Origin of the sequence: Pseudoalteromonas sp. XI10, from assembly GCF_001469895.1 — a bacterium.
Taxonomy (GTDB): Bacteria; Pseudomonadota; Gammaproteobacteria; order Enterobacterales; family Alteromonadaceae; genus Pseudoalteromonas.
In genome coordinates, this window is the sequence record NZ_LOPY01000051.1 from 44,737 (window position 1) to 67,231 (window position 22,495).

Annotated in this window: 25 protein-coding genes; 8 read left to right on the forward strand and 17 right to left on the reverse strand. The window is 41.0% G+C overall.

Going from position 1 to position 22,495, the window contains the following annotated elements:
* The first annotated feature begins 198 nt into the window (after positions 1-198).
* Positions 199-1,389, forward strand: coding sequence for an acetylornithine deacetylase (gene argE / locus AUR67_RS14445; protein WP_058585813.1), 1,191 nt, complete (start codon positions 199-201; stop codon positions 1,387-1,389).
* Positions 1,390-1,640: 251 nt separating this feature from the next.
* On the opposite strand, the gene panP is transcribed toward argE, so the two are convergent.
* Positions 1,641-3,269, reverse strand: coding sequence for a pyridoxal-dependent aspartate 1-decarboxylase PanP (gene panP, locus AUR67_RS14450; RefSeq protein WP_058585814.1), 1,629 nt, complete (start codon positions 3,267-3,269; stop codon positions 1,641-1,643).
* 248 nt (positions 3,270-3,517) lie between these two features.
* Here panP and AUR67_RS14455 point away from each other — a divergent pair, with 248 nt between their 5' ends.
* Positions 3,518-5,368, forward strand: a complete 1,851-nt coding sequence (locus AUR67_RS14455; RefSeq protein ID WP_058585815.1) for a GGDEF domain-containing protein — start codon at positions 3,518-3,520, stop codon at positions 5,366-5,368.
* On the opposite strand, the gene trmB is transcribed toward AUR67_RS14455, so the two are convergent.
* From trmB to folB, 8 genes are all read right to left on the reverse strand, one after another.
* Entirely contained in the window at positions 5,365-6,030 is a 666-nt protein-coding gene (gene trmB, locus AUR67_RS14460) for a tRNA (guanine(46)-N(7))-methyltransferase TrmB (protein WP_058585816.1), read from the reverse strand. The genes AUR67_RS14455 and trmB overlap by 4 nt on opposite strands.
* Positions 6,030-6,797: an ABC transporter permease gene (locus tag AUR67_RS14465; protein ID WP_036970898.1), complete on the reverse strand. Its 768-nt coding sequence runs from the start codon at positions 6,795-6,797 to the stop codon at positions 6,030-6,032. The genes trmB and AUR67_RS14465 overlap by 1 nt, the downstream gene beginning before the upstream one ends.
* On the reverse strand, positions 6,797-7,726 hold the full coding sequence (locus AUR67_RS14470) for an ABC transporter ATP-binding protein (RefSeq protein WP_058585817.1): 930 nt from the start codon (positions 7,724-7,726) through the stop codon (positions 6,797-6,799). The genes AUR67_RS14465 and AUR67_RS14470 overlap by 1 nt, the downstream gene beginning before the upstream one ends.
* The gene (locus tag AUR67_RS14475; protein ID WP_054551081.1) at positions 7,723-8,346 is read right to left on the reverse strand and encodes a flavin prenyltransferase UbiX; all 624 of its coding nucleotides are present in this window, start codon (positions 8,344-8,346) and stop codon (positions 7,723-7,725) included. Before AUR67_RS14475 ends, AUR67_RS14470 begins: the two co-directional genes overlap by 4 nt.
* Positions 8,347-8,368: 22 nt before the next feature.
* On the reverse strand, positions 8,369-9,712 hold the full coding sequence (gene mpl, locus AUR67_RS14480) for a UDP-N-acetylmuramate:L-alanyl-gamma-D-glutamyl-meso-diaminopimelate ligase (RefSeq protein ID WP_058585818.1): 1,344 nt from the start codon (positions 9,710-9,712) through the stop codon (positions 8,369-8,371).
* A 161-nt stretch (positions 9,713-9,873) separates the two neighbouring features.
* Entirely contained in the window at positions 9,874-10,677 is an 804-nt protein-coding gene (locus tag AUR67_RS14485; RefSeq protein ID WP_054560951.1) for an undecaprenyl-diphosphate phosphatase, read from the reverse strand.
* Positions 10,674-11,162, reverse strand: coding sequence for a 2-amino-4-hydroxy-6-hydroxymethyldihydropteridine diphosphokinase (folK, locus tag AUR67_RS14490; protein ID WP_058585819.1), 489 nt, complete (start codon positions 11,160-11,162; stop codon positions 10,674-10,676). The genes AUR67_RS14485 and folK overlap by 4 nt, the downstream gene beginning before the upstream one ends.
* 1 nt (position 11,163) lies before the next feature.
* The gene (gene folB / locus AUR67_RS14495; protein ID WP_055021570.1) at positions 11,164-11,520 is read right to left on the reverse strand and encodes a dihydroneopterin aldolase; all 357 of its coding nucleotides are present in this window, start codon (positions 11,518-11,520) and stop codon (positions 11,164-11,166) included.
* A gap of 228 nt (positions 11,521-11,748) precedes the next feature.
* Here folB and plsY point away from each other — a divergent pair, with 228 nt between their 5' ends.
* A complete protein-coding gene (gene plsY, locus AUR67_RS14500) occupies positions 11,749-12,351 on the forward strand; it encodes a glycerol-3-phosphate 1-O-acyltransferase PlsY (protein ID WP_058585820.1) in 603 nt (200 codons plus the stop codon).
* Between the two features lie 7 nt (positions 12,352-12,358).
* On the opposite strand, the gene tsaD is transcribed toward plsY, so the two are convergent.
* The 3 genes from tsaD to AUR67_RS14515 form a co-directional block, all read right to left on the reverse strand.
* Positions 12,359-13,372 (reverse strand): tRNA (adenosine(37)-N6)-threonylcarbamoyltransferase complex transferase subunit TsaD, encoded by a 1,014-nt coding sequence (gene tsaD, locus AUR67_RS14505; protein ID WP_058585821.1) that lies wholly within the window; start codon positions 13,370-13,372, stop codon positions 12,359-12,361.
* A gap of 62 nt (positions 13,373-13,434) precedes the next feature.
* Positions 13,435-14,025 carry a YjaG family protein gene (locus AUR67_RS14510; protein WP_058585822.1) on the reverse strand — a complete coding sequence of 197 codons (591 nt, stop codon included), beginning with the start codon at positions 14,023-14,025 and terminating at the stop codon, positions 13,435-13,437.
* Positions 14,009-14,374 (reverse strand): DUF2007 domain-containing protein, encoded by a 366-nt coding sequence (locus AUR67_RS14515; protein ID WP_055198283.1) that lies wholly within the window; start codon positions 14,372-14,374, stop codon positions 14,009-14,011. Before AUR67_RS14515 ends, AUR67_RS14510 begins: the two co-directional genes overlap by 17 nt.
* Positions 14,375-14,460: 86 nt before the next feature.
* On the opposite strand from AUR67_RS14515, the gene AUR67_RS14520 reads away from it, so the two are divergent.
* From AUR67_RS14520 to AUR67_RS14535, 4 genes are all read left to right on the forward strand, one after another.
* Positions 14,461-14,868, forward strand: a complete 408-nt coding sequence (locus AUR67_RS14520) for a DUF2721 domain-containing protein (protein WP_054560956.1) — start codon at positions 14,461-14,463, stop codon at positions 14,866-14,868.
* Positions 14,869-14,919: 51 nt separating this feature from the next.
* The gene (locus AUR67_RS14525; protein WP_058585823.1) at positions 14,920-16,446 is read left to right on the forward strand and encodes a response regulator; all 1,527 of its coding nucleotides are present in this window, start codon (positions 14,920-14,922) and stop codon (positions 16,444-16,446) included.
* A 118-nt stretch (positions 16,447-16,564) separates the two neighbouring features.
* Complete coding sequence (locus AUR67_RS14530; protein ID WP_054560958.1) at positions 16,565-17,452, forward strand: LysR family transcriptional regulator; 888 nt, start codon at positions 16,565-16,567, stop codon at positions 17,450-17,452.
* Between the two features lie 140 nt (positions 17,453-17,592).
* Complete coding sequence (locus AUR67_RS14535) at positions 17,593-18,213, forward strand: 2OG-Fe(II) oxygenase (protein ID WP_058585824.1); 621 nt, start codon at positions 17,593-17,595, stop codon at positions 18,211-18,213.
* On the opposite strand, the gene ubiA is transcribed toward AUR67_RS14535, so the two are convergent.
* Both ubiA and AUR67_RS14545 read right to left on the reverse strand, forming a co-directional pair.
* A complete protein-coding gene (gene ubiA / locus AUR67_RS14540; RefSeq protein WP_058585825.1) occupies positions 18,214-19,092 on the reverse strand; it encodes a 4-hydroxybenzoate octaprenyltransferase in 879 nt (292 codons plus the stop codon).
* Positions 19,089-19,634: a chorismate--pyruvate lyase family protein gene (locus AUR67_RS14545; RefSeq protein WP_058585826.1), complete on the reverse strand. Its 546-nt coding sequence runs from the start codon at positions 19,632-19,634 to the stop codon at positions 19,089-19,091. Before AUR67_RS14545 ends, ubiA begins: the two co-directional genes overlap by 4 nt.
* A gap of 201 nt (positions 19,635-19,835) precedes the next feature.
* Here AUR67_RS14545 and AUR67_RS14550 point away from each other — a divergent pair, with 201 nt between their 5' ends.
* On the forward strand, positions 19,836-20,204 hold the full coding sequence (locus tag AUR67_RS14550) for a flagellar basal body-associated protein FliL (protein WP_371351978.1): 369 nt from the start codon (positions 19,836-19,838) through the stop codon (positions 20,202-20,204).
* A 29-nt stretch (positions 20,205-20,233) separates the two neighbouring features.
* Here AUR67_RS14550 and glpG read toward each other — a convergent pair whose 3' ends face one another.
* Genes glpG through tdh form a run of 3 tightly spaced genes read right to left on the reverse strand, consistent with a single transcriptional unit; the run spans position 20,234 to position 22,443 of the window.
* Positions 20,234-21,049, reverse strand: coding sequence for a rhomboid family intramembrane serine protease GlpG (gene glpG, locus AUR67_RS14555; protein WP_058585827.1), 816 nt, complete (start codon positions 21,047-21,049; stop codon positions 20,234-20,236).
* Positions 21,046-21,363 (reverse strand): thiosulfate sulfurtransferase GlpE, encoded by a 318-nt coding sequence (gene glpE / locus AUR67_RS14560; RefSeq protein WP_054560963.1) that lies wholly within the window; start codon positions 21,361-21,363, stop codon positions 21,046-21,048. The genes glpG and glpE overlap by 4 nt, the downstream gene beginning before the upstream one ends.
* A 54-nt stretch (positions 21,364-21,417) precedes the next feature.
* Positions 21,418-22,443, reverse strand: coding sequence for an L-threonine 3-dehydrogenase (tdh, locus tag AUR67_RS14565; RefSeq protein ID WP_054551064.1), 1,026 nt, complete (start codon positions 22,441-22,443; stop codon positions 21,418-21,420).
* Positions 22,444-22,495: the final 52 nt, after the last annotated feature.

Here is a 22,495-nt window from a genome sequence, read left to right on the forward strand (position 1 = left end):
TGTTTATCGATACGCCTAAAATTACTCGCTCAATTGCGAATAAAAACACTGTCTAAAGTAATGAAATCAGGTTATCGTCGTTTCGTGTTCATCGTACAGCTTTACTAATATTTATGCTTAAAAAGTGAATTGATATTCATCATAAATACTTTTATATTGTTATGCAATTAGATTGAATAATTATTTTTGGATTTTTTTATGTCGCTACCCTCTTTTATATCTATGTATCAGCAGCTAATTGCTGCCCCTTCAATTAGTGCGATTGAAGATTCTTTGTGCATGAGCAATAAAGGGGTTATTACCTTGCTCGCAGACTGGTGCGAAAGCCTTGGTTTTACATGTGAAATCACAGAGCTTGAAAACGGTAAAGGCCGTTACAACTTATTAGCGAAACGTGGTGAAGGAGATGGCGGTTTAATGCTTGCAGGTCATACTGATACTGTGCCATTTGATGATAGCCGCTGGAACTACGATCCATTCAAACTTAGTGAGCATGACAATAAACTTTATGGTTTAGGTAGTATTGATATGAAGGGCTTTTTTGCCTTTGTATTGCAAGCAATTAGTGAGCTCGATGAAACTAAACAAACAGAGCCACTATTAATTCTAGCCACTGCTGACGAAGAAACCACAATGGCGGGAGCACAACAAATTTGCCGCCATCCAGACTTAAAACCAGCGCGCTGTATTATTGGTGAGCCAACTGATATGACACCAGTATTTACTCATAAAGGCCATATGAGTACAGCGATCCGGGTAATTGGTCGCTCAGGCCATAGCTCCGCTCCTGAACGTGGTTTAAACGCCATCGAAGTCATGCATAAAATGATTACAAAATTGTTAATCATCAAAGAAGAATTAAAGAATAAATATTCAGTTGAGCACTTTGAAATCCCGTACCCTACTTTGAACCTCGGCCATATCCATGGTGGCGATAATGCCAACCGCATTTGTGGTTGCTGTGAAATGCACATTGATATGCGGCCTTTACCTGGTTTAAGTGTGCAAGAACTACAAGCGATTTTGCTAACAGCCGCAGAAGAGATTAATGCTCAATACCCAAATGCAGTGAGCGTTATCGACATGCATGAACCTATCCCAGCATTTAGTGGTAGCACTGATACAGCACTTGTAAAGCTGGCCGAAAAAATCTCGGGTCAACCAGCTGTCGCTGTAAACTATTGTACAGAAGCTCCTTTTATTCAACAGCTTGGCTGTGAAACCATCGTCATGGGACCTGGCTCAATTAACCAAGCCCACCAGCCAGATGAGTTTTTGGCGATGGAAAAAATAAAACCTTCGCAAGCGATTATCAGTAACATGATTAAAGCAAGCTGCTTTAGTGAATATACCCAAACCACCTCAAGATGCGAGTTTCAGTTGGAATAAAAAGCGATTTAGGCAAGGCATTGATTGCAAATAATAGTGGTTCTATTGTTAAAATCAATAACGCAGTATAAATCGCTTTTAAACCAACCCTCTGGGCGTTTCACAGGCACTTACTCTCATCGTTGTTACTTCTTAAAAGGGACTACCATTCTTGCAAAGTAACGCCTTGATATTAAGCACCTGTGAAACGCTGAATTCTGCATCTTGAGGTGGCTTGGGTATAATAAAAAGGGAGCATCACGCTCCCTTTTCTAATCCATATACTTACTCAAGTACTTTTTAAATACCGGATCAGTTTTCGCTAGTTCTTTTTGCTCCGCTAAAATATCTTTTAGAATTGCTTTAGAGGTTAACGGGTTGGCTAATACAACGCGAAATACCACGGTGGGCTGATGGTCATATTTTGCAGGAGTTAAACGAGTACGCGATACAAAAGAACGACCCGCTTCACGCTGACGTTTTTGCATGCTTGCAGTAAAGCGATTCAACGAAGCGTAAATATCTAATTTCGTTTCTTCGTCAGCATCTTTAAGCTTCGCTTGGATTTCTTTTGGTACGTAACGATAGGTTAATAAGCAAAGCTCAGGCTCTGAGATTAACTCAAAGTCTTCATCCTGCTTGATCATGTCGGCAAAAGTGCGGGCTTTCACGATACTGCGATCAATTAGCATCTCGTAGCCTTTACGGCCAATAACACGTAAGCAAGCATGCACTAACATTGCCATACCAGGGCGGCTGCCCTCAAGGGTATGACTGCCTAAATCTTTTGAGCCTTTACGAAGAATATATTCCGCATGATGCTCAATAGCATCCGTCGCAGCAGGGTCTTTAAATAACACCAGACCAGCCCCCATTGGTACATACATTTGTTTGTGTGCATCAATGGTTATTGAATCAGCGCGTTCGATACCGCTCAATAGGTGGCGGTAATTTGAAGATAATAAGGTTGAACCACCCCATGCAGCATCGACATGAAAATGACAGCCAAGTTCTTCGCTCAAATCAGCCATTTCATTTAGTGGATCTATGCTGCCTGTTTCAGTCGTCCCAGCAACACCCACGAGTGCCATTACCTTAATGCCAGAGGCTTCAAGCTCATGAGCCTTTTTACGCATCGCATCAACATCGACTTTATTATTTTCGCCGGTTGCAATTGCGACAATGTTATCGCGACCAATACCCAGTAAATCAACGGTTTTGCCTAATGAGTAATGGCCTCGCTCAGAAACAAGCACAGCTAAGCCTTTATAACCATAATGCAGCATTCCAGAGATTAAACCCTGCGCAGCAATACCTTTATAGTCACCATCCGCTTTTAATAAACGGTTGCGGGCAATCCATAGTGCAGTAATGTTAGCAACAGTGCCACCTGAACAAAATGCGCCTAATGACGTTTTCGCACTGTGCATCCATTTACTATAAAAGCTGTCGTCTTCACCATATGCAAGGTGATGCATCATGCCCAAAACTTGTCTTTCAAGAGGCGTAAATGCCTTTGAAGTTTCAATTTTTACTAGGTTTTGGTTAAGACCGACCATTAACTTAGACAGCGGTAACACAAAATGCGGTAATGCTGAGGTCATATGGCCAATAAAGCTCGGCGCAGCGGTATGAACAGAATGAGCAACCAACTGCTCCATAATGTCTTGAGCATAGTCAGATACAAAGGTCGGCTCTTCTGGAATAGTAGCCGTTTGAAAGTCTTTTTCAATTTCGTGCAAAGGCTTTTCGATAGCAGCTATGTTCTCATTTAAGAACCCAGCTAAGTTGCTAGAAATTTCAGATTCGATTTTACTTAATGTCGAGTCTGGTGCTTCTGGCACCGTAAAAATACGAATCAAGCTTTCTTTAGAGGCGACGGCACAACGCTTTTGATCCATCCTAATACCCATAATTAGCAGCTAAAAATGCACCCGATGGTGGGACATCTAGGTAAGCACTTTTGCGGCACTGTTTCTACGAAATTGGCTAACTTTACTGGAATATCACGAAAATGTCTCGCATAAAGCAAAAAAGCGCTAATTTCGATGACAAAAAAGTGATCAGTTAATGAAATTTGCAGTCATTTTATACTATCAGATACGCTTTTTTTGAGTATAATCAAACGATAACTGCAAAGGGAACCTCTATGCCCAAAGGAATGCAAAAAACCAGCTGGCTGCTATATGGCTTCGCCGCATTTTTTATTAGCTTATTTGGCTATATCTATTACACCTATGAAACCACGCGTAGTGAGATCATGGAGAATATCGATACCAAACTGCTTAATGCTGCGGTCAGTGTCAAACATATCCTAGGTGATGACTATCACAATATAGTTAATGCGGGCTTACCAATCTCTTCGGCAATATATAAAGACAAAAGCCGAGCCCTATCTGAGTATGCAAAACAAATGCAGCTTGCCTATGTGTACGCAATGGTACTGCGCGACGGCAAAGTCTATTTTAGTGCCTCGAGTTACACGCAAAAAGATCAAAACAATGGCCGCGTAACACAGTTTCTAGATGCCTACCCCGAAGCGACAGAACTTAACAAAGAAGCCTTTTTTTCAACAGAGCCAGTATTTGAGGTATCAAAAGATCAATGGGGCTATTTTAAAAGCATCTTTGTCACTTTTGTCGATGATAATGGTCACACCTATATAACTGGTGCCGACATAACCATTAGTGACTTAAATCAGCAACTACAGCGCAGTGTGACCCGTGCAATGATCACAGGCTGCTTCTTTTTCTTTATTGCAGCGCTAATTGCAGGGTTGTATTTTTTACAACTAAAACGCTCCCTCTCAACAGATGCCCGCACTGGCTTTGCAAACCACGTCGCACTCGAATACTACATAAAGAAAACCACCAAACATCGTATGGAGCTAGCAGTTATTGCCATTAATGAGTTAGAAGATATTAGCAGTTTTTATGGCACTGAAGTGAGCGACAAAGTAATGGCTAACTTGCTTAGCTATTTTCAATCAAGGATGCCTAGCGAAGGGTTTGTCTATCGATTAGCAACTAATAAAATTGCGCTATTACGAACGCATAGTGATGAGCGTAATATCGATGATGTAATTAATGCTTTTAACTATGCAATTCCTGCGTTGAAAGAACCTTATATCTACGTGAGCTTGTATGCTGGCATTGCTACAGGTAATAAATTAATGCTGATTGAAAATGCCCATGTTGCGCTGCAACAAGCAAAGCTAAATAATCAGCGTATTGTACGTTATGAAAATGTGTTTAAGCAGGTTGAAGAGAAGTTTAGAAGCAATGTTACGCTTGCCAAAGAAGTAAAAGAAGCCTTCGATAACAACCGTATCGTACCTTACTTTCAAGCAGTCTATAATAACCAAAGCAAACAGATTGACCATTATCAATGCCTAGCCAGAATGGCCAGTGCCACGGGCCGTATTCATGCGCCAGATTACTTTATGATGGTACTAAAGCGCTCACGTATGGACGGTCTTTTAAGGCGCACCATGTTTACTCGCTGCATTGAGCAGTTTAGAAAAACCAATGTGCGCTGGAGTATCAACATTACCGCACAAGATATTCTCGACCCAAGCTTAAGCGAGTTTTTAGAGTTACAACTTAGGCGCTATCCGCAGCCTCATAATATTATTTTTCAGTTTTATGAGCGTGATGCTATCGCTTACTTTAGTGAAGTAAAAACCTTTATTAACACCCTAAAAAATAAAGGCGCTCAGGTTATTATCAATGAATTCGGCGCGGGCTTTTCAAACTTACCCCACATTAGAAAGCTCGAAATTGATGGCTTAAAGCTAGATAAAGGGTTGGTGAGCCAAATTCATACCAATACTGATAACTATCTATTTATTGAAAACTTGGTGAAATATGCTCAGCAACTAAAGTTAGATGTAATTGCTGAGCAAGTTGATAACGAACAAATAGCTGATGCGCTTGCTCGTGCGGGTGTTACTTTAATGCAAGGGAGTCATTTTGCACCACCGACCCCCTATATTCATTAAAGGTTGATCACCAAACGGTGACTTTGTTGACCACTGGCCCAATATTTACGTTCGAATGGGGTAATTGCAGTATCGCTTTCATACAGCTCAACATCGCACTTATGCCCTGCAAGCTCTAATGAGCGGGCAAACTCTTTTACGTATATATCCCAGTTGCTTCTCAGCTCTAAGCGGCCACCTAATTTAACAATATACGGAAAAATTGCAGCACCGTGCCAGCGTCTTTGCAAGTGTTTTGCTTTTGGCCAAGGGTTTGGATACAACAAGTAATGATGACTCGGTTGCCAGTTTGCAGCCACCGCTAAGCGCCAAAAATCATTTAAATCAGCTTGTACTAAAATGTACTGCCCTGCATCTGTTTGCTTGTATTCAATATCATGCTTATCTAAGCGATGTGATGACTTATCAATGCCAATCACCAATGCATCAGGGTGACGCTTTGCTAAGTTAGCGGTACTTTCACCCACACCACAACACGAATCAAGAATAATAGGCCCGTTAAACGCCTGCACCTTTGCGTTTACCTGATCAAAAGCCGCTTGCGTATGCTCTGCAATCGGCTTTTTAAATTCAGCACTTAAGTGCTTTAAAACAATTTCGTCTAGCTTTTCATGTAAGCTAGGTTGATTCGATACAATACTTCTCGAATTTGCATCCGTCATTAGTGTCTAAGCCCCACACCACGTTTAATAAGGGTTAATGCTAACGTAAATAAACCCACAATAAATAAACCAAGTACACCAAATGCTACCGATAAGTCGACATCAGACACACCTAAGAAACCATATCTAAATGCATTCACCATATAAATAATTGGGTTTACTTGCGATACGCCCTGCCAAAATTCTGGCAACAAGGTGATAGAGTAAAACACCCCACCGAGATAAGTCAGCGGCGTTAAAATAAAGGTCGGGATAATACTAATATCATCAAAGCTATTAGCATAAATTGCATTGATAAGTCCGCCTAACGCAAACACAGCCGACGTTAAAATAACCGTAGCCATAATCACAAAAATATTATGAATTTGAATATCAACAAATAGCAAAGAGACACAGGTAACAATTAAACCAACCAGCATGCCTCGTGTCATACCACCGCCCATGTAGCCAAGTACAATGATGTAGTTTGGCACTGGTGCAACTAAGAGCTCTTCAATGCTTTTTTGAAATTTAGTCGAATAAAAACTCGAGGCAACATTCGAGTAAGAGTTGGTGATCACCGACATCATAATCAGACCCGGGACAATAAACTCCATATAACTAAAGCCACCCATATCCCCGATACGAGAACCAATCAGATTACCAAAAATCACAAAATACAGGCTCATCGTGATTGCCGGCGGAACTAAGGTTTGCACCCAAATACGTAAAAAGCGAATACACTCTTTGATCCAAATACTTTTTAGCGCTACTCCATATTTAAACATTATTCGCCTCGCCCTTGTTCTAATAAACCTACAAACAGCTCTTCTAAACGGTTTGCTTTATTTCGCATACTCAGCACAGTATTACCTTGCTCAGTCAGCGCACTAAACACCTGGTTTAAGCCCTGAGACTTCGCCACTTCAACTTCTAAAGTGTGATCATCGGTCAGTGTGTATTGGTAACCTTCAATGCTAATTGGCTGCACAGGTTGCTTTAAATCCAGTACGAAAGTTTCTTTATCAAGCTTGGCAAGTAACGCTTTAATGGTGGTGTTTTCAACAATCACACCACTGTCGATAATCGCGATGTTTTTACATAACAGCTCAGCTTCTTCTAGATAATGGGTGGTCAAGATGATGGTCACACCTTGCTTATTAATCTCGCGAAGAAAATCCCACATAGAGCGACGTAGCTCAATATCAACACCGGCTGTTGGTTCATCTAAAATGAGTAATTTAGGTTCATGCATCAGTGCACGAGCAATCATTAAACGGCGCTTCATACCACCTGAAAGGGTGCGCGCTTGTTTATCTTTTTTCTCAAATAAACCTAGCTGATTTAAGTATTTTTCAGCACGCTCATGTGCCAGCTTTCTTGGTACACCGTAATAGCCTGCTTGGTTAACCAAGATTTGATTTAGTGTTTCAAACTGACTGAAATTAAATTCTTGCGGTACTAAGCCGAGTTCAGACTTAGCAGCTTCAAGGTCTGTATCAATATCGTGACCAAATACCTGGACACGACCGGCACTTTTATTCACTAACGATGAGATAACACCAATAGTGGTTGATTTACCTGCCCCGTTTGGTCCAAGTAAGGCAAAGAAGTCGCCTTGCTGAACTTGTAAATCAATGCCTTTTACGGCTTCAACACCATTTTTATAAACCTTTTTTAGGCCTTCAATATTTAATGCGATCGTTTTTTCGCTCACTGTTTGCCCTCTCCATAACCCCAACGTTTCGTCAAAGTATGTTCAATGTTTAAATGATCTAAAATTCGCGCCACCATAAAATCAACCAAATCTGAAATCTGCTCTGGTTGATGATAAAACCCCGGTGCCGCAGGCATAATAGTTACGCCTAGCCTTGCTAGCTTCAGCATGTTTTCAAGATGGATTTCGCTAAATGGCGTTTCACGCGGGACTAAAATCAGTTGCCCACGCTCTTTAATAACCACGTCAGCAGCACGTTCGAGTAAGTTATCTGATGCCCCGACCGCAATTGCAGATACAGAACCTGCACTACACGGGCATACCACCATTTTTTTCGGCGCAGCTGAGCCTGATGCAACAGGACTAAACCAGTTGTCTTTACCAAATACTTTAAGTTGTTCAGGAGCGGCATTAAAAAGCGTACTCAGCTGCTCTGTCGCTTTGTCTTCATTACCCGAAAGTTTGATATTCGATTCTGTATCAAAGACCACTCTTGCCGCACTTGAGATCAGTACATACACCTGAAACTGCTGTTCAAGTAATACCTCTAATAACCTTAAGCCATAAGGAGCCCCAGAGGCACCGCTAAAAGCTAACGTTATTTTATCTTTAAATTGCATACAGTTAAGCTCCGTATACTGGTTAGTTTTGTTCAAGGGCAGTGATTAAACGCTGATGAATACCTTCAAAACCACCATTACTCATAATTAAAATATGTTGTGACGGCGCACAGTTGCCAACGACCTGAGTAATGATTTCCTCAGTGCTTTTCATGCAATGCATACCTGCTTTGTCTGCGTATTCTTTTAACGACCAGCTTAAATTTTCTGGCTCAAATAAATACACATCATCTGCTGCATCGAGAGAATCAATCAGAGTTTGTTGATGCACGCCCATTTTCATAGTGTTTGAACGAGGCTCTAAAATAGCAATTATCTTCTCAGTGCCTACTTTTGCACGTAGCCCTGCTAAGGTCGTTTTAATTGCCGTTGGATGATGGGCAAAGTCGTCATACACTTTTATCGAGTTAACATCGGCTTTAAGCTCCATACGGCGCTTAGGTGAGATAAACTCAGCTAATCCTGCAATACTGACTGATACCGCGATGCCTACGTGCCTGGCTGCTGCAATGGCCATAATGGCATTTTTGACATTGTGCTCGCCCATAGCTTGCCAACTGACAACACCTTGCACTTGTGAATTTAGTAGCACTTCAAATTCACTACCATCAGCTTTAAGTAAGCGGTAATCCCAATCACCCGTCAGTGTTTCGCTCTCGCTCCAAAGGCCACGTTCAATCACATCTTGTAGTGCTTCGTCTTGGCTTGGCCAAATCACTTTGCCACTACAGGGTAATGTACGCATCAAGTGGTGAAATTGTTTCTTTATCGCGTTTAAATCTTCAAAAATATCAGCATGATCAAATTCAAGATTATTTAGAATTAAGGTGCGTGGTAAGTAATGAACAAATTTACTGCGTTTATCGAAAAACGCCGTGTCGTATTCGTCGGCTTCAATAACAAAAAATGGCGTTTCGCCAACACGAGCAGACACACCAAAGTTTTGTACTATACCACCAATTAAAAAGCCCGGTTTCATTCCTGCGTATTCTAGTAACCATGCCAGCATACTGGCTGTAGTCGTTTTGCCGTGTGTTCCGGCCACAGCCAACACCCAAGAGTTTTGCAGTAAATTATGCTTTAACCATTCTGGACCAGAAGTATAAGGCAAGCCTTTATCAAGAACGTATTCAACACAAGGGTTGCCTCGGCTCATAGCATTACCAATCACCACCATATCTGGCGCGGGTTCTAGTTGGGCAACGTCATAACCTTGGGTGAGTGTAATTCCTAGCTCTTCTAATTGCGTGCTCATCGGTGGGTACACATTTTGATCAGAGCCTGTCACTGTGTGACCTAACGATTTAGCGATTGCGGCAATACCACCCATAAAGGTGCCACAAATTCCAAGAATATGAATATGCATCTACTGTCCTGAGCAAAATGAATAAGAGATAAGTAAGGCGTTATAATGCCAAATATAAGCTTTACTTACCATTACTACACGGCATTAGAGTATTGCCAAATAGCCAACATAAAAAAACACCTCAACTTGAGGTGTTTTTTTAATTAAGTTTAAAGCCTATTTTACAGCATTAAGAATGCAAACAAACCGACACCTAATAGTAAGCGATAGATAACAAATGGCATCATGCCCATGCGCTCAATCACTTTTAAGAAAAAGAAAATACATGCATAAGCCGATACAAATGATAAACCTGCGCCTAATAGAATTGCATGCCAATCAATCGCCTCGCCCGCTGTAGCCAACTGATACACATAATATGAACCTGCTGCAGCAATAACTGGAATTGACATTAAAAACGAAAAACGTGCAGCGCTTTGCTTGTTTAGACCCAACATTAAGCCCACAGTAATGGTAATACCTGAACGGGATGTTCCAGGAAATACCATAGCGAGCACTTGCGAGAAGCCTAATAAAAGCGCACTGAAAAAGTTTACTTGGTAAATATTCTTAACTTGCTTTGCTTTTACATCGGCATACCAAAGTAACAAACCAAATACGATGGTTGAAGTAGCAATAACCCAGGCATTACGCGAGTAACTTTCCACAAAGTCTTTAAATAAATAACCAATTAATAATGCAGGAATGGTCGCAACAATAATCCACCAGCCTAAACGACTATCATCGGTTGCGCCTTGTGAGCCAAAGGATTTAAACCAAGCACCGAGAATATCCACCACTTCTTTACGAAAATACAGTACCACAGCACCCAGTGTACCTACATGTACCGCAACATCAAATGCCAAGCCTTGGTCGTGCCAACCTAAAACTTGTGAGGGTAAAATTAAATGTGCTGAGCTCGAAATAGGTAAAAACTCAGTCAATCCTTGAATTAAGGCTAAAACAATTATCTCAATAATACTCATGGGTTAGAAAACTCCACCTTCCATAGTTTTTGTTGTGGGTTGTTATAATTATTCCATAACTCAGCCAAAGTTAGCTTAGCTACGGGGTGATAAAAATCGGGAGCAATTTCAGCAAGAGGCTGCAATACAAACGCATTTTTAGTGATTTCATCCCGCGGTAATTGCGCAGGCGAATCACAGATAATGTCATCATAAAACAATAAATCAAGGTCTAATGTGCGCGGGCTAAACTTTTTATCCTCACGGGTGCGGCCATTATCAAGTTCAATTTTTTTCAATAGCTTACATAGTTCAGCTAATGGCATATCGGTTTTTGCTGCAACCACTGAATTATAAAAATTGCTACCAGCAAACCCCACTGCTTCACTTTCATAAACAGACGAATGTATAAAGCCTGGAAAGTGAGGCTTTAAGGCAATAAGCGCTTGTCGAAGATAATGCTCTTTATTGACATTAGAACCTAAGCTTATAAATATTTGCGCCATGTTAGTTTGCCTTACGACGGGTGATCTCAACTCCCACCGTTTGCGCTTGTGGCACTGCGGCTGGTTTACTAACACGTATAGTGACTTGGTTAGTCGCAAACTCAGCTAAAATAATAGCAGCTAATTGCTCAACTAAAGTTTCAAGTAACTCAACGGGTTTTGCCGTTGTATGCTCAATCACTCGTTCACTCACTTTGGCGTAATCAAGTGCTAAATTTATATCATCAGTTGCCGCTGCGGCAGAAATATCACATAACATTTCGATATCAAAATACAGGCTTTGTTTACTTTCTTTTTCAAAATCATACACGCCAATAATGGTGTCTACATGTAGTTGTGATATATATACCTTGTCCATTGATACTCCAAGTGACATGAATATTAAAACAACTCCTCATACTAAACGCTTATTGATAACAATAATGCGCTATATAAGCTGTCATACTGTTTTAATATATAAAAATTACCCCTACAATAACGGATAGATGCATTGCAATAAGGTGCTTACATTCTACTCGATGAGAGCGGCAGATGGTTTTGCCGCCAATGATAGCCCAAAAGTGCAGATTAAAAAATAAGGAAGCGCGTGTTAGAAGTTTTAATGTTAGTTTTAGCTTACATACTGGGATCGGTCTCTTCCGCTATCCTTGTATCACGGCTGTTTAAACTACCAGACCCACGCAGTCATGGATCGAATAACCCTGGTGCTACAAATGTTTATCGCCTTGGTGGAAAAATCCCCGCTGTTTTAGTTCTTGTCTTTGATATTTTAAAAGGAACCATCCCTGTCTGGGGTGCCTACTTTTTAAAAATAGACCCACTAATGCTAGGTTTAATTGGTGTGGCAGCCTGTTTAGGGCATATGTATCCGCTGTTTTTTAGCTTTAAAGGTGGTAAGGCCGTTGCGACCGCTTTTGGCACGTTATTACCCATTGGTTTATCGCTAGGTGGGATGCTGATCGCAACCTGGCTCATAATTGTTGCTATCACACGTTATTCATCGCTTGCGGCACTGGTTACGGTTTCTTTAGCGCCTCTTTATACATGGTGGATAAAGCCTTTGTATACCTTGCCAGTTACCTTTTTGACCGTGTTAATAATTTTCCGTCACAGAGCAAATATTACTCGTTTGATGGCGGGGGAAGAACCTAAAGTAGGGGCTAAGAAAAAAGCCCCTGAACAAGAATAGCTAGCAGTTATAACGCTTCGAGTGAATCAATAGGCCAGCGCGGCTTAGTTTTCATATCGAGGCTAGCAAACTGACCAGCTTTCAAACGCTGCATACCAGCGTAAGCAATCATTGCGCCGTTATCTGTACAAAACTCTGTGCGCGGGTAATACACACGCCCTTTCATGCCTTGCATTACTCGTTCAAGTTGCGCACGTAATTGCACGTTTGCACTCACACCACCGGCGATCACTAAACGTTTGATACCTGTTTGCTTTAATGCACGTTTACATTTGATAGTTAATGTATCGATAACCGCGGTTTGGAATGCATGAGCAATATCAGCTTTGGTTTGCTCATCATCATCGCTATCACGAATCGCAAGCGATGCCGCTGTTTTTAAGCCACTAAAGCTAAAATCTAAGCCTGGTTTATCAGTCATCGGACGTGGGAATACAAAACGCTCAGGCGTACCTTGCTCCGCAAGTTTTGCTAAACGTGGGCCACCCGGATAATCAAGACCTAATAACTTCGCAGTTTTATCGAATGCTTCACCGGCAGCATCATCAACTGACTCACCCAGCACTTCGTATTCACCAATGCCAGATACTTTAACCATCATAGTATGACCGCCAGACACCAGTAGTGCGATAAACGGAAATTCCGGTTTGTCCTCTTCAAGCATTGGCGCAAGTAGGTGGCCTTCCATATGATGAACAGCAACAGCAGGAATATTCCAACCATAGGCCAATGAGCGACCAATAGAAGTTCCCACAAGGAGTGCACCAACAAGTCCAGGACCTGCGGTGTAAGCAATACCATCTAAGTCTTCTGGCCCACAACCCGCTTGTGCAAAAGCAGCATCAATCAAAGGTAAGGTTTTACGTACATGATCGCGTGACGCAAGCTCAGGTACCACACCGCCGTAATCGGCATGCACTTTTACTTGGCTATACAGTTGATGTGCTAATAAGCCTTGTTCATCATCATAAATGGCAATCCCCGTTTCATCACATGATGATTCAATACCTAAAATTCGCATCAATTACTCCGCCAAGAAAAAACAAACGCGTATTTTACAGTGAAAATACGCATTACTGAATATTAAATTGCAATACCGATGTTGGTTTGGCCGTCAGATACTGCAAGTTGCTTAAGCTCTTTTACGTTCTGGGAGGTAATTCGGCCCATTTGCTCTACAAAATCAATAAGCTCTGCAAGCACATCAATTTCATACTGCATTAAAGGGTGTTCACGAACAGCTTTGTTATCAGCAATTTCACCATCCACTGTTAGTTGATATTCAATGAAACGAGCCACTGAAGCCTGTGAAATTTTACTAATATTTAAAAACTCTTGTTCATCTTTGGCTATCAAACCGTGCAACATGCCAAGCAAAGCGGTTGCTGTATCGATTGCGGGATAAGTCCCGAACATGTCAAAGTCAGTAAGCTCTGGCACATTCGGCTCTATTTTTTCAATTTGCTTTTCAAGGCTGATTTTACTTTTTGGTAGTAAGATTTTTTCCCAGCAGACACTTAATGCGCTACGAAAAACCGCGGCATCACCAAACCCTGTTGCTTCACTAAATAAGCTGTAATTAGGCAGCATACGCTCAAGTAATGCGCCACCTAACACCGCTTTTTGCAAATAGTTTAATTCTCTAATACGTTGAAAATTATTCGCTTTTGTCATTCTTTACAGTCCCACAAGACCAACATATTTCAAATGTTGCTCCGTTAAGCTCATGACACTTAGGGCATACCCAGTCAGGAGCCGATTGTTTTAATTGCCGGTAGTTTAGCAATATTTCTTGCGCCTGGCGCTCTTTTAATGCGTAAACGAGTATATCGACCCCTGTTTGTTCAAATGGGATCTCCCCAAGCGCCCCTTGTAAAAGCTCACCTTGCAGTTGCGATTCGATCCCTTTACTTTTTAAAAGCCCTTTAATAATGTTTGCTTCTAAGCCATTTTCAGCCTGAAACACTTTCACCCAAGCGAATGGGTCCTGCTTAGCAGGTTGATTTAAATTATTGTTTTGCAAATCACTTCCCTTTTACTTTTCTATCTTTAAATCCTAAACTACGCTAGCAACTAACTTCGCTGCAATGCTTATTTCAAGGTAGCCACATGACTTTAACAACACCGGGACTGTTATTCCCAGCAATTTCTTTACTGTTACTTGCTTACACCAACCGTTTTTTGGTGCTGGCTCAGCTTATTCGAGAGCTCAATGCACGTGAAGGGGAAAGTATCCGCCCGTTAGTTGTTGCGCAAATTACCAATTTAAGAAAACGCATTAAACTCATTCGGGTGATGCAGGTTTATGGCGTGGCCTCTTTTCTGATGTGTACATTATCAATGTTTGCTTTATTTATTGAGTTTAATACCACAGGAATCATTTTATTTGGCATCAGCCTCGCTTGCTTAGCCTTGTCACTTCTCACCTCTTTGTATGAGATCCACATTTCTTGTGATGCTATTGAAATCGAATTAAAGAATATCGAAAAAAAACCAGTTTCAGATAAGGCAGAGTAAATTTCTGCCTCTATACTTATTGTATGAGATACAACAATAAGTGGTGTTTTTGTGGATGATTTCTTATTTTCTGAAGAACAGTTAGAAGAAAATAATATAGAAACTGAAGAGCCTGAATACTGGCATATTCTTGTTGTTGATGATGAAGAAGATATCCATCAAGTTACGAAACTAGTATTAGCTGGCTTCACTTTCGAAAATAAAGGTCTGCGCTTTTATGACGCCTACTCTGCGGCCGAAGCAAAAGAGTTTTTAAAAAAAGATATTCCCTTTTCTGTTGCTCTAGTTGATGTGGTAATGGAAACCAACCATGCTGGTCTTGAGCTTATTCAATACATTCGCGATGAAATAGAAAACCACGATATTCGTTTAATTCTGCGCACAGGTCAGCCAGGTGAAGCCCCAGAAGAAGCGATTATCCGCGATTACGACATCAACGATTATAAAAACAAAACTGAGCTCACCGCGATTAAAATTAAAACCCTGCTCTACTCAGCCTTAAGAGCACACCGCGATATTCAAATTATTGATCGCCACAAGCATGGGCTTGAACAGATCATCAACGCGTCTGCTAACTTTTTAAAATGTGACAGTGTTCATGAATTTGCTTCAACAATTTTAAGCCATGTCACTAACGTGATGGGCATTAATGACACGCAAATTTATTGTGCTGCAGCCGTTAATCTACAATCGTCACCAGCAAAAGATTTTCAATTGCTTGCAGCCTCAGGTGTAGGCCCCACACCACAGCAAAACACCATTCCTGATGAAGTAAAAAACTTATTTATAGATGCACATGAGCGAAAATCATCACTAAAAACAAGTAATGATTATATTGGTTACTTCCCTACCAAAGCCGGCCTTGAAACCATGCTTTATGTTCATAAAGGCAGTAAGTTACAGGCAACAGAGCATCAACTGTTAGAGTTTTATGCCAACAATATCGCGCTTGCTTACGATAATTTAAAGCTCAGAGAAATGGTAAAAGAGTCGCAAAAAGAGCTTTCGTACATTCTTGGAGAAGCAGTAGAAAAACGCTCTAAAGAAACCGGCTCTCACGTTAAACGTGTTGCTTTATATAGTGAGTTACTTGCTCAACTTTCAGAGCTTAATCCATTTCAATGTGAAATAATTAAGCTTGCTTCACCACTACATGACATTGGTAAAATCAGCATTCCAGACAGCATATTGAATAAACCAGGTAAACTCACTGATGATGAGTGGGAAATAATGAAAACCCATGCAGAAATCGGCTATGAAATATTAAAAAACTCAAGTAACGAGATATTGACATGCGGTGCTTTAATTTCTTACCAGCATCATGAAAAGTGGGATGGCTCAGGGTATCCACAAGGTTTAATGGCAGACGATATTAATATAGTTGGCCGCATAACCGCCCTCGCCGATGTGTTTGACGCCCTTTGCAGTGACCGTTGTTATAAGAAGGCTTGGCCATTAGAAGAGGCGTTAACTCTCATAAAAGATCAGCGGGCGAAACATTTTGATCCAATTCTAGTCGACTTATTACTTGAAAATTTACCACTTTTCTTAGAGATTAAGGACCGTTATCCTGATTAGATGTAACTTTTCTGTAAAACACTTCCCAAAATAGGTACAATAATTTACTATGCCTACCGTGAAGTATAATAATATTGCCTGGACGTAAAAGGCTTACTTATAACAAGGGACTATTAAAGTGAGATTTGAACAACTTGAACAATTTGTGGCGCTCGGGGTGCTGAGGCATTTCCGACAAGCTGCAGAAAAAACCCAAATCAGCACTTCAGCGTTAACTCGCAGTATTCAGACGCTCGAAGATGAAATTGGCTATGAGCTCGTTACCCGCTCTACACGCTCAGTTAAGTTAACCAAAGAAGGTGAACTTTTCCTTGAGTACGCTAAACAAACCCTCGACAATCTAGAAGAAACCAAAAAGCGTTTATTCGAATCTTTAAACGGTTGCACTAACGAAAAATTAGTTATTGGTTATACCAACAAAGCAAGCACGGTCGTGCCTGTTTCTTGCGGCCAATTTTTAGCGCAGTATCCGCATGTAAAAATAGAGATGCAACTACAAGAGCAAAGTGAACTTGTTCGTAAACTGCAATTAGGTGAAATTGATATTAGCGTATGCTCTCAGGCAATGAACAGCATTGGTAGTGATATACATTTACCTGATCAACTGATTATTTTTGTAGCTAAAAACCACCCACTTGCGCATAAGAGCGACATTAGTAAACGCGACTTTGCAGACTACCCTATGTACAGCTGTTTTTCACAGTCTAAACAAGTGCAAGCTATGCTAAACGATGCTATCGAGTCTTTTGATAAAACATCAAGCATCAAAGTAGGCAGCATCGAGCAAGTAATGGATGGCCTTAAAAAGTCAAACCACATCGCAATAGCCAGTATTGAACACACAAATATTGTCTCTTCTGACCCAGATTTACTGTTATTGAAAACCAATAAAGGTATCGCACACGAGCAGCTTGTGATCCAAACAAATCAACAAATCAATGAGAATTCTCATGTTAGTCATTTACTTGACCTCATTGAAAAAACGGCGTTATCAAGCCAAAGCTAAAAGCTATTTTATATGCTGCTAGCCTGTAATTAATCAGGCTAGCCAATCCACTCTATTTCTTCATTTTTTGCTGCCTAAAAAGCGTGCATCACACAATTTTTCATATACACTTACGCACCTTTTTTTGATTGTGCACATGAATGAACGCACCGCTTATTACCGACACATACTTAGATGCTATTGAACGTACAGGATATGCTGTTGTTGAAAACGCGATTGATGAAAGCTTAATTGCTGATTTAATTGCAGATTGCTATCGCATTAACCCGCATTTTCATACCGCAGGTATTGGCCGATTAAACGACCAACAAATAAATAAAACCGTGCGTAAAGATAAAACCTTTTGGTTTGATAGCTCAAGCCAAGCACAAATTACTTATCTTGCGACCATGGAAGCGATAAAGACACAGTTAAACCGTGGCTTCTATTTAGGCTTATTTGATTATGAATGCCATTATGCAAAGTATCAACAAGGTGACTTTTATAAAAAGCACTATGATGCCTTCAAAGGCCGTTCGAATCGCATTTTTACAACGGTTTGTTACTTAAATACGCCAGAGTCTGGCGGTGAATTGGTGATCTACAAACCAAAAAGTAAAGACATTGAAATAATCATTAAACCTCAAGCGGGCTTATTGGTGATGTTTGAAAGCGAACGCTTTATGCATGAAGTATTACCCGCAAACGATGTACGCTACTCTATTGCGGGCTGGTTCAGAAAAAATGCCTCAATCAGCGGCATTATCGACCCACCAAGGTAATTAAAATGGCAGTGGCAAGGATGCTGCTATACCGATAAAAATCACTAACCCTACATAATGGTTATTCAAAAATGCTTTGAAACAAGGATCTCGCTCTCGTTTATGAATAAGCATTTGTTGATAAAGTAAAAAACCAACCGCTGCAGCTAAGCCCAGCCAATAGGGAAAACCAAGGTGATTACTCATACCTATGTAAGCAAGAATCGTAATAAACAAGGCATTGAGTAAAAAAATGATGTGTCTGTCATAGCTGGCAAACAAGATTGCTGTTGATTTAACGCCAATCTTTAAATCATCATCTCTATCAACCATGGCATACATAGTGTCATAAGCCACAGTCCAAACAAGATTCGCGGTAAATAGTAGCCAGGCTTCTAATGGTACTGAGCCAATAGATGCCATATAGGCCATTGGAATAGCCCAGCTGAATGCAGCACCAAGCACAACTTGCGGTAGTTGCGTGTAGCGCTTCATAAATGGATAACAAAACGCCAGTGCTAAGGCACCAAACGACAATAATATCGTTGACCACCCGAGTGTTAACACTAAACCAAAGGCCACCACAATAAGCAATACAAATAAGCTCAGAGCTTCACCACTTGATACCAAACCTGCTGCCAGCGGTCGCTGAGCTGTGCGCTTAACTGAACCATCTATTTTACGATCGGCAAAGTCATTAATTACACACCCAGCACTGCGCATCACAAAGACGCCCAAACTAAAAACCACAAAATTTAATAAGCTCGGTGTGCCAAGCTCAGCAAGCCACAGCGCCCAATAAGTTGGCCACAATAGCAACAAGGTGCCAATTGGCTTATCGGTACGCATTAACTGTTTATAGTAAGGTATATGTGCGACCTTAAGTGCAGCTAGCTTCATAGGTAAATATACGCTCCAGGTAAGAATACTTCAGCCACGAGAAAATGAGCATTAGATAAGCTAAAAACACTGCGTCTTCCCCACAATGATTGTGAAGAGAAGCCAATTTCAGATGTTAAAGCTTGGATAGCGTGCTGCTGTGAAAATTCAGCAACTTCTATTTCTGTGCGCGATAAGCTTGGGTCTTGAAAAATAACATCACCAAGCGGCCTTGTTCCCATACTTAGTAACTGCTGCTTTTTTAATGTATCATCTGCCGGCAACCAGCTTTGTGCATAAACCATTGGTTTACCATCGCATAGAAGTAACACTTCGCGATTTAATGCCTGACTTAGAGAGGTATTGAGTAACGCTTGTTGCTCGGCGGTTAGGTCAAATGGCGCCTCGTTTAAAACTTCAACTGAAAAAGCCTGACAGTGACTTTTAAGCTTGGCTGTTAATGACCCAGCTTCAAGCAACCAACCTTGCTGTTGTTGCGTCAAATCTGGAAATGCTGAAGCAGGCTGCCAATTTGCAGCTAATGAAACTGGGAATGTGATCACAACGACTCATTATTTTTAAATACCGTGCAAATGATATCACTGCTGCACGTTTCGAAAAAGTCATGATTTAATCTCAAGCAGGGTTAAAAAACGCAGAACAGCCTGTATCTTAAGTGAATTTGGGTATAGACTAAAAATCATTGAAAGGGTGGAATATTCTTAACTATGAAAAAATCATTGTTATCAATTTACTTGATAAGCATGCTACTTGTTACTGCAACAAGTTGGTCTGTACGCGCTGAATCAAATGTTGGCTACTTTGGTTTTGAGCCTGACATCATCACAAACTACATAGGTCAAGGTAATAAAAAGCTTGGCTATGTTCGTATAACGGTGGATCTCATGCTCAATGATCTATCTGATATCGCAATCGTAGAACATCACACTCCACTATTGCGTGATGCGATTGTTGAAATACTCTCAAAAGAGCCTGAAGAAAACATTAAATCGCTTACCGGTCGCGAAGAAATCAGAAAGCGCTGCACCGAAAAGCTAAAAGCACTACTAAAACAAGAAACAGGACAAGAGATTGTCCGAGAAGTGTTATTTACTAAGTATTTATATCATTAATTGTTAGATGGCGGCATAAGCCGCCATTTTTATTTACGCGATAACAGCTTGTCTGACACGGCATAAGCCATACCAGCTAGTAACCCCGCTAAATGCGCCCAGTTCGCCATACTCACAGGCAACATATCTACAAAGCCCAGAATAAGCCAAACCAGCATAAAACCAACAATGCTATTACTCACTAGTGGCGGCTCTGTTGGCCTCATTACGCTATAAATCCAGCAAAAACCAAGTAAGCCATACACAACGCCGCTTAGACCACCAAAGTTAGGCCCTACAAGTAAAAACTGTGCCCAACTGCTAATAAGTGCCGTCACTAAAAATAAACCCACTAAGGTTAATTTACCGCTACGTTTTTCTATATCGTTACCCAGCGTCATCCACCAGATCAAATTAAAAATAAGATGAACAGCGCTAAAGTGCACAATGGCAGGTGTAAACCAAGTTAGAGGCTGTGCAGGATTAAACTGCAACATACTGTAAATAGTTTCAAAACCACCTAATAAAAAGGCCACATATATAGCTATAGAGACTAAAGTAACCGTACGGTTTAGCCAGCTTAATGTTTTAAAACGGGCTTTTAAATTAAGGGATTGCCCTTGATATGACAGAGGCGATTGTGTACTGCCTACCTGCCATGAAGCTTGTTGGTATTTTTCGTCATGAGGGTTAGCTGCAAACTCTTGCCAAAGAGGTTGAGCTTGATGAAAGTGCTCTGGAGCAACACAAATAATCACAGTTTGTCCATCTTGAGAGCGCAGCTCTCCATGTAAGCCCTTACTTTTGATGTAATCTATAAAGCCTTGTGCGGCGCGAGGATTATTTATGCTACCCAACTCAATCATCGTTCAATGTGCTCCGGAAGTTGTGTCTGCCAAGCTGTAAAGCCACCATCCATGCTGTATACGTCTTCAAACCCCTGCTCTACTAAATAGCTCGCAGCACCTTGAGAACTCACACCATGATAGCAAACGATGATGATTGGCTGATCAAACTCTTTATGCATCATAAATTCGCTGATATTAGCATTTGATAAATGCTCAGCGCCTGGGATATGTCCAGTTTGAAATGAGTTAGGATCGCGAATATCAGCAATCACAACCTCTTCTTTATCTAACAGCGCAAATGTTTCGCTCACTGAAATATGTTTATACGACATAGTACTCTCTAAACTAAAAAGGCGGCCAAAGCCGCCTTATCAAATTACTCGGTGTTAATCCCAGTTGAGGATTACTTTACCTGATTGGCCTGAAATCATTGTATCAAAGCCTGCTTGGAAGTCATCCACGGAGAACTGGTGAGTGATAATTGGTTTCAGATCAAGACCTGACTGAATTAGACTCGCCATCTTGTACCAAGTTTCAAACATTTCACGGCCGTAAATACCTTTAATAATTAGACCTTTGAAAATAACCTGGTTCCAATCAACCGCCATATCTGAAGGTGGAATACCTAACATGGCAATTTTACCGCCGTGATTCATGTTGTTTAGCATGCTGTTAAATGCAACTGGCACACCTGACATTTCAAGACCAATATCAAAGCCTTCGGTCATGCCAAGCTCTTTCATTACATCTTCAAGCTTTTCAGTTGCTACGTTTACAGCACGAGTCGCGCCCATTTTACGTGCTAAATCTAAGCGGTATTCGTTCACATCAGTGATAACCACATGACGTGCACCAACATGTTTGGCAACAGCAGCAGCCATGATACCAATAGGGCCAGCACCTGTGATTAATACGTCTTCACCTACTAAGTCAAACGACAACGCTGTGTGTACTGCATTACCGAATGGGTCAAAGATTGATGCTAGTTCATCAGGAATGTTATCTGGAATTTTAAATGCGTTGAAAGCTGGGATCACAAGGTATTCAGCAAATGCACCTTCACGGTTAACACCTACGCCTGTTGTATTACGGCATAAGTGCACACGACCAGCGCGACAGTTACGACAGTGACCACAGGTAATATGACCTTCGCCAGAAACACGGTCCCCCACTTGGAAACCACGTACTTCCTGACCCATATCAACCACTTCACCTACATACTCGTGACCAACAACCATTGGCGTAGGAATTGTATTTTGTGCCCACTCATCCCATTTATAAATATGGACATCTGTTCCACAAATTGCTGTTTTGCGGATTTTAATAAGCAGATCGTTATGGCCAACTTCAGGTTTTGGCGCATCAGTCATCCAGATCCCTGGTTCTGCTTTTAATTTAGATAATGCTTTCATGATTTACACTCAATTAAACAAAACCGAAGCAAAAGCTTCGGTTTAGGAAATA

What these genes read in the sequence shown, in the direction of transcription:
- AUR67_RS14510 (WP_058585822.1), bottom strand. Translation starts at nt 14,025, where the DNA reads ATGACAAAAGCGAATAATTTTCAACGTATTAGAGAATTAAACTATTTG.
- AUR67_RS14535 (WP_058585824.1), top strand. Translation starts at nt 17,593, where the DNA reads ATGAACGCACCGCTTATTACCGACACATACTTAGATGCTATTGAACGT.
- mpl (WP_058585818.1), bottom strand. Translation starts at nt 9,712, where the DNA reads ATGCATATTCATATTCTTGGAATTTGTGGCACCTTTATGGGTGGTATT.
- glpG (WP_058585827.1), bottom strand. Translation starts at nt 21,049, where the DNA reads ATGATTGAGTTGGGTAGCATAAATAATCCTCGCGCCGCACAAGGCTTT.
- folB (WP_055021570.1), bottom strand. Translation starts at nt 11,520, where the DNA reads ATGGACAAGGTATATATATCACAACTACATGTAGACACCATTATTGGC.
- AUR67_RS14465 (WP_036970898.1), bottom strand. Translation starts at nt 6,797, where the DNA reads ATGTTTAAATATGGAGTAGCGCTAAAAAGTATTTGGATCAAAGAGTGT.
- argE (WP_058585813.1), top strand. Translation starts at nt 199, where the DNA reads ATGTCGCTACCCTCTTTTATATCTATGTATCAGCAGCTAATTGCTGCC.
- AUR67_RS14550 (WP_371351978.1), top strand. Translation starts at nt 19,836, where the DNA reads ATGCTACTTGTTACTGCAACAAGTTGGTCTGTACGCGCTGAATCAAAT.
- trmB (WP_058585816.1), bottom strand. Translation starts at nt 6,030, where the DNA reads ATGACGGATGCAAATTCGAGAAGTATTGTATCGAATCAACCTAGCTTA.
- AUR67_RS14485 (WP_054560951.1), bottom strand. Translation starts at nt 10,677, where the DNA reads ATGAGTATTATTGAGATAATTGTTTTAGCCTTAATTCAAGGATTGACT.
- glpE (WP_054560963.1), bottom strand. Translation starts at nt 21,363, where the DNA reads ATGTCGTATAAACATATTTCAGTGAGCGAAACATTTGCGCTGTTAGAT.
- tdh (WP_054551064.1), bottom strand. Translation starts at nt 22,443, where the DNA reads ATGAAAGCATTATCTAAATTAAAAGCAGAACCAGGGATCTGGATGACT.
- AUR67_RS14475 (WP_054551081.1), bottom strand. Translation starts at nt 8,346, where the DNA reads ATGCAATTTAAAGATAAAATAACGTTAGCTTTTAGCGGTGCCTCTGGG.
- tsaD (WP_058585821.1), bottom strand. Translation starts at nt 13,372, where the DNA reads ATGCGAATTTTAGGTATTGAATCATCATGTGATGAAACGGGGATTGCC.
- ubiA (WP_058585825.1), bottom strand. Translation starts at nt 19,092, where the DNA reads ATGAAGCTAGCTGCACTTAAGGTCGCACATATACCTTACTATAAACAG.
- AUR67_RS14455 (WP_058585815.1), top strand. Translation starts at nt 3,518, where the DNA reads ATGCCCAAAGGAATGCAAAAAACCAGCTGGCTGCTATATGGCTTCGCC.
- AUR67_RS14520 (WP_054560956.1), top strand. Translation starts at nt 14,461, where the DNA reads ATGACTTTAACAACACCGGGACTGTTATTCCCAGCAATTTCTTTACTG.
- folK (WP_058585819.1), bottom strand. Translation starts at nt 11,162, where the DNA reads ATGGCGCAAATATTTATAAGCTTAGGTTCTAATGTCAATAAAGAGCAT.
- panP (WP_058585814.1), bottom strand. Translation starts at nt 3,269, where the DNA reads ATGGATCAAAAGCGTTGTGCCGTCGCCTCTAAAGAAAGCTTGATTCGT.